Genomic DNA, 9421 nt, shown 5'->3' with positions numbered 1-9421 from the left:
AAAGAACCGCAGATCAGCAGGTCGTGTGACCTGCGAGGTTAAACGCCAAGCTCAGTACAGCTCATCTCGAAGTGTGGAGAACGGCCGCCTCCGCTGTCCTGGAAAGAGCCGCAGATCAGCAGGTCGTGTGACCTGCGAGGTTAAACGCCAAGCTCAGGTGCCGGCGTGGCATCGGCATGTGCGCGAGGAGCTGACGGCGGCGGCAGCCCGGGCGGGTCAGGTCAGGACACGCCTGGTAAAGGTACGGGTGGCCGCCCAGGTCAGCAGGACCGTGCCGCCGAGGAGCGCCAGCAGGAACGCCCACAAGGGCATGTGCGGGAGGTCGGGGGTGAGGGTGCTGCGCAGCCCCTCGCTCACATACACCAGCGGGTTGCCGAGACTGGCGATCTGCAGCCAGCGAACGTCCTCCAGGGCCGCCCACGGGTAGTAGACACAGCCCAGCATGGTCATCGGCAGCAGCACCAGCGCGAACACCACCTGGACCCTCTGCGGGTTCATCACCGTACCCAGCAGCAGCCCGCCCGCGGCAGCCAGCACCGCACTCGCCAGCAGCACCAAAACCAGCACCGGCCAGTTGTCCACGTACACGTGCGGGGCCTGGCCCGGCGCGTGGATGAACAGCACCGCCGGGAACACCATGAGCCCACCGATCAGCCCCTGCAGCGCCGCCGCCAGGATCTTCTGGACCCCCAGCAAAGGGATGGGGATCGGCGCCAGCGCTCGGTCGGTGATGGACTTCTGCCAGTTCAGCTCCATCATCAGTGGGTAGGTCACCGCCTGAATCGCTTGCATGACCACCGAGGAGCCGACCAGGCCGGGCAGCAGGACGGTGGAGAAGGTGGTCCCGCTCCCGCCGCCTGCCATGATGCCGCTGCCGATCTCGGGCATCACGTAGGCGAACACGAACACGAACATCACCGGCTGGATCAGCACCCCGACGAAGGTCGAGACCATGGACTTGCGCAGGACCCGTATCTCACGCGCCATCATCGCTGTCAGCGTCCGCAGAACGGTCGCCCGCGCGAGGGGTGCCCGGGTGAGGGATGGCGCGCTCATTCCCGGTAGCTCCTTCCGGTCAACGTGAGGAACGCGGTCTCCAGGCTGGGCCGCAGCTGGTGCACGTCAATCACGCCGACCCCGGCGGCCGAGCCGATCGCCACAAGCTCGCCGAGCAGTCCGTCCGCAGCGGTGGCGAACACCCGCACCTGCCTGTCGCTCACCTCGACCTTGCTGATCCTGTCCCGGTCGGCGAGGGCCTGGAGTCCGGCGGGGGCAACGGGCGAGTCGTAGCTGACGGTGATGACGGTGTCGGCGCCTACGGTGCTCTTCAGCTCGTCCACCGTGCCGCGCGCGAGGATCCTGCCGTGGTCGACGACCGCGATGCGGTCGCACAGGGCCTCGGCCTCCTCCATGTAGTGCGTGGTGAGCAGGATCGTCTGGCCGCCCGCCTGTAGCTCTCGCAGTACCTGCCACAGGTTGGTACGGGTCTGCGGGTCCAGTCCGGCGGTCGGCTCGTCCAGGAAGAGTGCCTCGGGGCCGTGCATCAGCGCCCGGCAGATCATCACTCGCTTGGCCTGCCCGCCGGACATCTGGAACGGATTGCCCTTGCGCTGCTCGGCGAGGTCGAACAGTTCGATCAGCTCGTCCGTGCGGCGGCGTGCCTCTTTGGCGGTGAGCCCGAAGTAGCGGCCCCGGAACTCCAGGTTCTCGGCGGCAGTCAACTGGCTGTCCAGGGTGTTGTTCTGCGACACCACCCCGATCCGCCGCTTGACCTCGATCGGGTTGCGCACCACATCCACCCCGTACACCTCGGCGCTGCCGCCGGTCGGCACGATCAGGGTGGTGAGCATCCCGATGGTGGTCGACTTGCCCGCGCCGTTGGGGCCGAGAAGGCCGAAGAACTCCCCGCGTCCGACGTCCAGGTCGATGCCGCGGACGGCGGGCACCTCGGGCCGCGAACCGGAGGCCGGGTAGGTCTTCTCCAGGCCTGTCGTCCGGATGGCCGCCTCCGTCACGGCGGAGCCGGGTTCTGTCTCTGCTTCTCCGGATAGGGTCAACACCGGTCTGGTCTCCTTCGGAGAACATCGCGAAGTGGTCGGGAAGGTGGCCGGGCGGCGCCGGAAGGCCGGTTCATCTTCGAGAACCAGGGCCTTGCGGTCGCTCATGAGGGACCTCCGCCTCCGGTGGTGTCGGTCTCCCCGTCCGCGGCGCGGCGGCCGTTCACCGTCTTCCACCACCCGGGGTTGTCCCTGTACCAGGCGACGGTCTCGGCCAGTCCCCGGTCGAGCGGGACGCGCGGGCTGTACCCCACCTGCTCGCGGATCTTGCTGTCGTCGAGTGCGTAGCGCAGGTCGTGGCCCTTGCGGTCGGGGACGAGCCGGATCATCGAGCGGTCCGATCCGCACAGCTCCAGCAGTCGCTCGGTGAGCTCCAGGTTGGTGTGGCTCGTGCCGCCCCCGACGTTGTAGATCTCTCCTGCGCCACCTGAGGTGAGTACCGCCTGCACGGCCCGGCAGTGGTCGGCCACATGCAGCCACTCGCGCACGTGGCGTCCATCGCCGTAGAGCGGAACGGGCTTGCCCTCCATGAGGTTCGTCACGAACAGCGGGATCAGCTTCTCGGGGAACTGGTAGGGCCCGTAGTTGTTGGAGCAGCGGGTGATGGACACGTCCAGTCCGTGGGTGCGCCAGTACGCGCGGGCGATCAGGTCCGCACTCGCCTTGGACGCCGCGTAGGGCGAGTTGGGCAGCAGCGGGGCGTCCTCGGTCCACGATCCTTCGTCGGTCGAGCCGTACACCTCGTCGGTCGAGACATGGACGAGCCGGGATACACCGCGGCGCACAGACGCCTCCAGGAGGGCCTGGGTGCCGTCGACATTGGTCCGTACGAACTCGGCGGCGGAGCGCACCGAGCGATCCACGTGCGATTCCGCGGCGAAATGCACCACCGCGTCGTGGCCCGGCAAAAGGTCGAGCAGCAGGGGGAGGTCGCAGATGTCACCCTGCACGAAGTCCATCCGCGGATGGTCGGTCGGCAGGTTGACCCTGCGTCCGGCGTAGCTCAGCACGTCGAGCACGGTGACCCGGGCCTGTTCGTAGCCGGGATATGCGCCGGCGAGCAGTTGCCGTACATAGTGCGAGCCGATGAATCCGGCACCGCCCGTTACCAGGAGTTTCATCGGGCGGCGACCCCGGTCTGCGCGGGGGCGCCGATGCCATGGGCGGGTCCGTCGGCGATCGGGAACCCCGGCCCGCCCGACAACACCAGAGCTGTCACTTTCCCTCCTTGGGGTTCGGACAAGTTCCCCCACGCCGGCTGACGGCTCGGCCGGGCCGGTTGTCGCGGGGCCGGAGGTGGCCGGTGATCGATGATGCGGTCGGCCGCGGACTTGGAGACCCCGGACAGCGGGGCGAGCCGCCGCATGGTCGGGGTGGTCCGCCCGTAGGCAGCGACCACCAGGACCCGGTCTTCACGAGGCAGGCTCCACGGCCGGACCTTGCGGACCGGGTCGGCACATTCCCGGCGCAGTGCCGTGATCACGGCAGACACATCAAGATCACCGCACCTGTGACCAGCAGTTACGGGACAGCGTTCTAGGCGAGAAGCTCGATCACCGGGGCGAACTGCTCGGCGAACACGGCGTTCACGGTGAAGCAGGAGATGCCGAGAGTCTCGCGGCGGCGCAGCAGTTCGTCGGCCATCTCCCGTGGGCTCCCGCGCAGGATGTTCAGCGAGTCGCCCTCGATGAGCGCTTTCATGTCGGTCTTCAGCAGACGCGGGACCCAAGGCGGTGCCTCGTCACCGATGACGTAGATCGGGGAGACGAACTCCATCTCCTCGCCACGGTCCCCGGCCTGCTCACGCACCTCCGTGACCCGTGCGGCGATCTCCTCCCGGGTGGCGAACGGGCTCGCGGCGAGCGTGACCCGGTCGGCCTTGGCGGCGGCCAGGGCACGGGCCTTGGGACCGCCGGCGGCGATGAGCACCGGGGTGTGGGCGTCTGCGTCGAGGGCGCGCAGCTCGTCGATCGTCCTCTCCACCTGCGCCAGGCGTTCCGCGGCCGGCGGTGTCGGGACGCCGAGCAGCTTCTCCGCGTCCTCAAGGACGAAGGGCCGGCCCGACCCGATGCCGAGGTCGAATCGCCCGCCGCTCAGCATGGACAGCGTGTGGGCATCCCATGCCGCCATGCGCGGCGCGCGCAGCGGGCTGGCGATCACCCACGTTCCCACCCGCAGCGTCGTGGTCGCCCCTGCCGCGAGGGCGAGGGCGGGGAACGGCGACGGCGCCGTCAGGACGTCGGCCGAGAGCAGGGTGGTGAACCCCTGGTCCTCGGCTCGCCTGGCTATGCCCAGCCACTGTTTCTCGTCCTTTGGCTCCGCTATCACGGCGAACTTGAACGCCTTGTCGGTCATGGATGAAACCGTGTCCTTTCGTAGAGCGGACCCATCGGGCACCGGCCCCCCGATCGCAGGCGGGGCTGACAAACGGACCCGGAGCTCAGAACAACTCCGGTGCGTACCAGTGTCAAAGAACCCGGGCGAAGCCCTTTCGGCTGCATCCAGCAGGCTAAAAGCGGCTGTGCCGATCCAGCATCCCTCAGCTTGGTAGAAGCCCCGGCGCCATGGCCGAGGCCGCCTGCGGTGCGGACAGGCCGGCGGGGAGGCGCTGGGAAGTCGGCCGTTTCCCTTGTCCCGTAAGCGAGTTGGGAGATTGCGTGCGATGGTGTTCCGCTGCTAGCGTCGTCGGTGACCGTGAAAGTTGCCGTAGGAGGTGAGCCCCGTGAACACAATCGCCCATGGGCGCTCCTTCTGCCTGTCACGGTCCGGCGGCTGACGTTCGGTGTCGCCAGGAGCGCCTGAGATCGAGGCACTCCTGAAGGGAGACTCCGATAAACACAAAGCCTTTCACATCCTGCCTGAACGAGAATGCTGTGACGATCACGCGCGTCACCCATAGGCATGGGCGTGCACGGGATCGCGGGCAGGTGGCCGGCCGCGCGCATGCGGAACACCGGCGCGACGGACGCTTGTTCGGCAGTATCGGCGCCTGGCACCTTCGGGTCACACACCGCTCCGGGCTCGCCGGGGCCCGGCCGGTCAGCAGCAACCTGGAGCTGGTGCGATGAAGAAGAACAAGACGGGCGTCGAAGTCGAGGGCAAGGTCGTCGAGTGCCTGCGCAGCGGCATGTTCACCGTGGAGCTCGACAACGGCCACCGGGTGCTCGCTCACGTCAGCGGTAAGATCCGCCTGAACTTCATCAAGATCTATCTGGAAGACAGGGTGCTGGTGGAGCTCACGCCCTACGACCTGTCACGCGGTCGGATCGTGTTCCGGTACCGGAACTGACCTTGTTCTTTTTCTTCCGGTCTCGAACTGTGTCGCTCACCTGGGGGTTCGCCGGACGTGGGGGCGGCCTTCGTCTGATCATGCGCTCCGACCAAGGTGCACGTGACCAAGACGAAGGCCGTGAGGGTGAGTCTGCTGCCTGATGCTGTTCGGAGGGAAGCGTTCGCGGAAGCGTCACGCTTCCGGGGAGAGTTCTACGGGTGTCTGACCGCCCGGCGTGACGAGTTGTTCGAGCTGGCGGACGCGGTGCTGTGTGCGGACGGTGCGGTGAAGTCGCCGGTGGACTTGACGTTGCTGCCTGAGCATCGTCGTGGGCATGGAGCGATGTACGGCGGCCTGAACCACGGACGGGTCGACGTCGGTCGGCTGCGGAGGGTGCTGGCCGGGCTGTCGTTACCGCGTTTCGAAGGCGGGCACCTGGTCCTGGCGGTCGATGTGTCGCCGTGGCTGCGTTCGGACGCTCCGTGCTCGGCGGAGCGGCTCTTCTGTCACGTCTACGGCCGGGCGAAGACGGCCTCGCAGTTCATTCCGGGCTGGCCGTACTCCTTCGTGGCCGTGCTGGAGCCGGGTGCCACGTCATGGACCGCGATCCTGGACGTGGTCAGGCTCGGCCCGGTGGACGACGCCACCGCAATCACCGCGGGCCAGCTCCGCGGAGTCGTTGAACGGCTCATCGTCGCGGGCCAGTGGCAGGCCGGGGACCCGGCCATCGTGATCGTGAGCGATGCCGGCTATGACGTCACCCGTCTGGCCTGGGTCCTGCGCGATCTGCCGGTCGAGCTCGTTGGCCGGGTCCGTTCCGACCGGGTCATGCGGCTGCCGAAGCCACCGCGGATGCACGGCGTCAATGGCCGGCCGCCCAAGCACGGACCGGAATTCCGCTTCACCAAGCCGGAGACCTGTCCCGAGCCCGCGATCACCACGGTCACCGAGACCACCAACTACGGCAAGGCGGAGACCCAGGCGTGGGACCGGGTCCACCCCCGGCTCACCCACCGCTCCTCCTGGCTCGACCATGACGGAGAACTGCCCTTGGTTGAAGGCACGTTGATTCGGTTGAAGGTCGAGCACCTGTCGAAGGAGCGGGATGCCCCGCCGGTGTGGTTGTGGTCCTCGAAGATCGGTGCCACTCCGGACGATGTGGACCGTTTCTGGCAGGCATTCCTCCGCCGCTTCGATGCTGACGGCGGTCCGCACCTTCCCCGGTCACGGGGTTTGCGTGACCGGGCCCGGCAACGTGCGCGGACCCGCGCCGGCCGAGGATCAACCGTTCGGCGGGCGGCCACGAGCCGTCAGCCGAGGCTGCGCAGTCCGGGGAGGACCTGCTCGGCGAAGGTCTTGAGGAACCGCTCTTGGTCGTGCCCGGGGCCGTGGAAGACCAAGTGGTTGAACCCGGCGTCGACGTACTGCTTGATCTGGGTGATCGCCTCGTCCGGGGTGGAGGCGACGATCCAGCGCTTGGCGACCTGCCCGATGGGCAGTTCATCGGCGGCCTTCTCCAGCTCGACCGGGTCCTCGACGCCGGCCTTCTGCTCGGGAGTGAGCGAGAGCGGCGCCCAGAACCGGCAGTTCTCCAGTGCTTGGTCCGGGTCCGGGTCGTAGGAGAGCTTGATCTCGATCATCTTGTCGATCGCGTCGTGGTCACGGCCCTCTTGGTCCGCGCCCGCTTCCACGGCCGGCAGGAGCTTCTCGGTGTACAGCTCCATGCCCTTGCCGCTGGTGCAGATGAAGCCGTCGCTCTTGCGGCCGACGTACCTGGCCATGACGGGGCCGCCGGCGGCGATGTAGAGGGGGACGGGCGTCCGGGGCCGGTCGTAGATGGACACGCTGGTGGTCTGGTAGTACTGCCCCTCGAATGTGACGCGGTCTTCCGTCCACAGTCGGCGGATCAGCTCCACGGCCTCGCGCAGGCGGGCGAACCGCTCCTTGAAATCGGGCCAGGTGATGCGCGCGACCGCGACCTCGTTGAGGGCCTCACCGCTGCCTATGCCGAGCGCGATCCGGCCGGGGTACAGCACTCCGAGGGTGGCGAACGCGTGCGCCACCACGGCCGGGTTGTACCGGAACGTGGCGGTCAGCACGCTGGTGCCGAGCTGGACCCGCTCGGTGCGCTCCCCGACGGCACTGAGCCAGGACAGGGAGAACGGCGCGTGGCCTCCCTCGTGCCGCCAGGGCTGCAGGTGATCGCTGATCCAGACGCTGTCCAGGCCGTGGCCCTCCGCGCTGACCGCGTACTCGACGAGCTCGCGCGGGGCGAACTGCTCGGCCGATGCCTTGTAACCGATCTTCAGTCCCATGCCCCATTAATAGGCCGCGCCGGAAGGGATCCCCATCCCCCGGCCTGACGGTTGGCGGTGCGAACACACCGCAGCAGCGGGTTCGGCATGAGCGTCCAACGAGTCTACTCAAGGCGGCTGTTGAGACGCTTAGCAAGGTGAGGGATGACCGGCCGGTTCGGTCCGATTCTACGGTAGCTGGCGAGTAGCGCGGAATCGGGCCGTACGAGAGAAGTGAGTTTCATGAGCGTGAAACAGTCCGAACGGACACTGTCCAACTTCCTCGTCTATCTCGACGGGCTGCGCGAGCGCGGAGCCGTGCACTTCGACGACAAGATCAAGGCGTGGCACGTACTCGATCACCACGACGTCCTCCAGGTGCTGACCGACACGGCGACCTTCTCGTCCGACGTCGCCCCGCTGGCTCCCCAGCAGGAAGACTTCGATCTGTTCAAGAAGGGCAACTTCGTCCGGGCGGACGATCCGGTGCACCGGCGGCTGCGCGGTCTGGTCAGCCGCGCGTTCACCCCGAAGATGATCGCCGGACTCGAGCCCCGGATCACCGAGGTGACCTTGCAGCTGCTCGACGACGCGGACGCCGGCGGCGACCAGTGGGACCTGATCGAGCAGCTGGGCTACCCGCTGCCGTTCATCGTCATCGCCGAGATGCTCGGCATCCCGGTCACCGACCGCGCGTTCGTCCGGCGGCTGTCCGACACCTTCTTCGAGGTGCACAACGTCGATCCGGAACAGTCGCTGGATTCCCTCGGGGAGAGCGCGGTGAACAATGTCGCGCCGCTGCTGCGCGAGTTGAACACCCACCTGCTGGAGTTCGTCCGTCGCCGCCGCAAGAACCCGGGCGACGACCTCACCAGCAAGCTTCTGGAGGTCGAGGTCGACGGTGTGCGGCTGGACGACGAGGAGACCGTCGGCTTCCTCGGCCTGCTGCTGCTCGCCGGCCACGTCACCGCGACCTCCACCCTGGGCAACACGGTTCTCGCGTTGCACGAGAACCCCGAGGTCTGGACGCAGCTGCGGGCCGATCCCGCGCTGATTCCGGCCGCGGTCGAGGAGTCGATGCGCTACCGGCCTCCGTTCCCCCGTCTCGGGCGACAGGCGACGAAGGACGTCGAGATCGGCGGGCAGAAGATCCCGGCCGGCGCCTTCGTCCTGGCGTGGCTGACCACCGCGAACCGCGATGACCGCGTCTTCGCCGACCCGGACCGGTTCGACATCCACCGGGCCCCCAACCCGCACCTGACGTTCGGCAAGGGCATGCACTTCTGCCTCGGCGCGCCGCTGGCGCGGCTCGAGGTGGGGATCGCCATGCGCCTTCTGACGGAGCGGTACAGCGACATCCGCGTACGCGACGACCTGCCGGTCAACCTGCGCAACCCCTGGGCGATGATCGGCGTCAACCAGCTGCCCATCGAGGTCCGCAAGGGCTGACGAACCGAAGCACGGGCCCAGCGGTGGAGCAGCCGAAGTGTGCTGCCCACCTGCTGGGCCTGTTTCTCGTTCAGCGGCCCGCACAGCCCGCTGACGGGCGCCCTTTCAGCGTGGCGTGAACCACGGCCTTTCGACGAAGGAGATCCTCATGGCCAATCCGTTCGAGGCAGTGTCCGGCGAATATCTCGTGCTCTGTAACGATGAGGGCCAGTTCTCGCTCTGGCCCGACTTCGCCGATGTGCCCCCAGGCTGGGGCGTGGTCGCCGGCCCCGACACGCGGCAGGCGTGCCTGATCTTCATCAGGCAGTGGCGCTGACCGGTTTCCGGCCGGCCTGGGCACCACCGTCCGA

At 67.8% G+C, this 9421-nt stretch carries 8 protein-coding genes and 2 pseudogenes; 4 read left to right on the top strand and 6 right to left on the bottom strand.

Annotated features, from left to right (window positions below; translation table 11 throughout):
- Nucleotides 1-216: 216 nt before the first annotated feature.
- From ABEA26_RS23195 to ABEA26_RS23175, 5 genes and pseudogenes are all read right to left on the bottom strand, one after another.
- On the bottom strand, nucleotides 217-1056 hold the full coding sequence (locus ABEA26_RS23195) for an ABC transporter permease (protein ID WP_345595124.1): 840 nt from the start codon (nucleotides 1054-1056) through the stop codon (nucleotides 217-219).
- On the bottom strand, nucleotides 1053-2060 hold the full coding sequence (locus tag ABEA26_RS23190; protein WP_345595122.1) for an ABC transporter ATP-binding protein: 1008 nt from the start codon (nucleotides 2058-2060) through the stop codon (nucleotides 1053-1055). The genes ABEA26_RS23195 and ABEA26_RS23190 overlap by 4 nt, the downstream gene beginning before the upstream one ends.
- 101 nt (nucleotides 2061-2161) lie before the next feature.
- Nucleotides 2162-3178 carry a dTDP-glucose 4,6-dehydratase gene (gene rfbB, locus ABEA26_RS23185; protein WP_345595120.1) on the bottom strand — a complete coding sequence of 339 codons (1017 nt, stop codon included), beginning with the start codon at nucleotides 3176-3178 and terminating at the stop codon, nucleotides 2162-2164.
- Nucleotides 3179-3327: 149 nt separating this feature from the next.
- A pseudogene (locus tag ABEA26_RS23180) lies at nucleotides 3328-3540 on the bottom strand (transposase family protein); the annotation flags it as partial.
- Nucleotides 3541-3593: 53 nt separating this feature from the next.
- Nucleotides 3594-4412 carry an LLM class flavin-dependent oxidoreductase gene (locus tag ABEA26_RS23175; protein WP_345595118.1) on the bottom strand — a complete coding sequence of 273 codons (819 nt, stop codon included), beginning with the start codon at nucleotides 4410-4412 and terminating at the stop codon, nucleotides 3594-3596.
- A 709-nt stretch (nucleotides 4413-5121) separates the two neighbouring features.
- On the opposite strand from ABEA26_RS23175, the gene infA reads away from it, so the two are divergent.
- Nucleotides 5122-5346, top strand: coding sequence for a translation initiation factor IF-1 (gene infA / locus ABEA26_RS23170; protein WP_345595116.1), 225 nt, complete (start codon nucleotides 5122-5124; stop codon nucleotides 5344-5346).
- Nucleotides 5347-5472: 126 nt separating this feature from the next.
- Nucleotides 5473-6531 (top strand): annotated as a pseudogene (locus tag ABEA26_RS23165) (transposase); the annotation flags it as partial.
- 107 nt (nucleotides 6532-6638) lie between these two features.
- On the opposite strand, the gene fgd reads toward ABEA26_RS23165, so the two are convergent.
- The gene (gene fgd, locus ABEA26_RS23160; protein WP_345595114.1) at nucleotides 6639-7643 is read right to left on the bottom strand and encodes a glucose-6-phosphate dehydrogenase (coenzyme-F420); all 1005 of its coding nucleotides are present in this window, start codon (nucleotides 7641-7643) and stop codon (nucleotides 6639-6641) included.
- 222 nt (nucleotides 7644-7865) lie between these two features.
- Here fgd and ABEA26_RS23155 point away from each other — a divergent pair, with 222 nt between their 5' ends.
- Both ABEA26_RS23155 and ABEA26_RS23150 read left to right on the top strand, forming a co-directional pair.
- Nucleotides 7866-9071 carry a cytochrome P450 gene (locus ABEA26_RS23155; protein ID WP_345595112.1) on the top strand — a complete coding sequence of 402 codons (1206 nt, stop codon included), beginning with the start codon at nucleotides 7866-7868 and terminating at the stop codon, nucleotides 9069-9071.
- Nucleotides 9072-9219: 148 nt separating this feature from the next.
- Nucleotides 9220-9387 carry an MbtH family protein gene (locus ABEA26_RS23150; protein ID WP_345595110.1) on the top strand — a complete coding sequence of 56 codons (168 nt, stop codon included), beginning with the start codon at nucleotides 9220-9222 and terminating at the stop codon, nucleotides 9385-9387.
- The last annotated feature ends 34 nt before the right edge of the window (nucleotides 9388-9421 follow it).

Source organism: Streptomyces marokkonensis, from assembly GCF_039539045.1.
GTDB lineage: Bacteria > Actinomycetota > Actinomycetes > Streptomycetales > Streptomycetaceae > Streptomyces > Streptomyces marokkonensis.
This window is presented reverse-complemented; position numbering and strand designations above follow the sequence as displayed.